The following is a 678-nucleotide window of genomic DNA, read 5'->3' on the forward strand; positions in this document are numbered from 1 at the left end:
CTGGAAAATCAGATTCAGAAAAGATTGACACAACATCTCATTCACTGCAATAATGAATAAATGTTCATCATGTTGATCAACTATCCTTTTTGTTTTTACATTATTTAAAATTTCCATAGCCCCCTTATTAATAACAGTAACAACAGGTACTTTTAAAGCAAGAGCTTCAACATAAACTAAAGGCATGGCTTCTGATAAAGAGGTATGAATAAATAATTTTGCTCGTTTTATTATAGGTAATGGATTATTAAAAGCCCCTGCTAAATGAACCGTATCCGTGAGGCCAAATTCTTTAATCTTACTTAATAAATTTAATCTTTCAGGTCCCTCTCCTAGAATTACTAAATCATAATTAAAGTCAGGATTATTTTGTTTAAGAAGGCCATAAGCTTTTAACATAAATAAATAGTTCTTCACTATCGATAACCTTCCAACTGCTACTAAATAAGGTCTATTAGGAAATATGAATTCACTTTTTTCTTTCTCTTTTATATAAAATTGTTCGTCTAAAACCGCATTATAAATTGTCGCAATTTTATTATCTCTAACATTGTAATTCTTAATCATATCGTTTCTAACTCCATTAGACACAGCAATTACTTTATGAGCATAATTGTAGAATAGTTTAATAAAAGACGGAGCCATTTTTCCTATAATTCCCATACTTTCAATCTCTAT

Annotated in this window: 1 protein-coding gene; it reads right to left on the bottom strand. The window is 29.2% G+C overall.

Annotated features, from left to right (window positions below):
* The coding region (locus BOW55_RS20705) for a glycosyltransferase (RefSeq protein WP_164975095.1) at nt 1–663 on the bottom strand (663 nt) is incomplete at its 3' end.
* Between the last annotated feature and the right edge of the window lie 15 nt (nt 664–678).

This window comes from Flavobacterium sp. YO12 (genome assembly GCF_004119495.1).
GTDB lineage: Bacteria > Bacteroidota > Bacteroidia > Flavobacteriales > Flavobacteriaceae > Flavobacterium.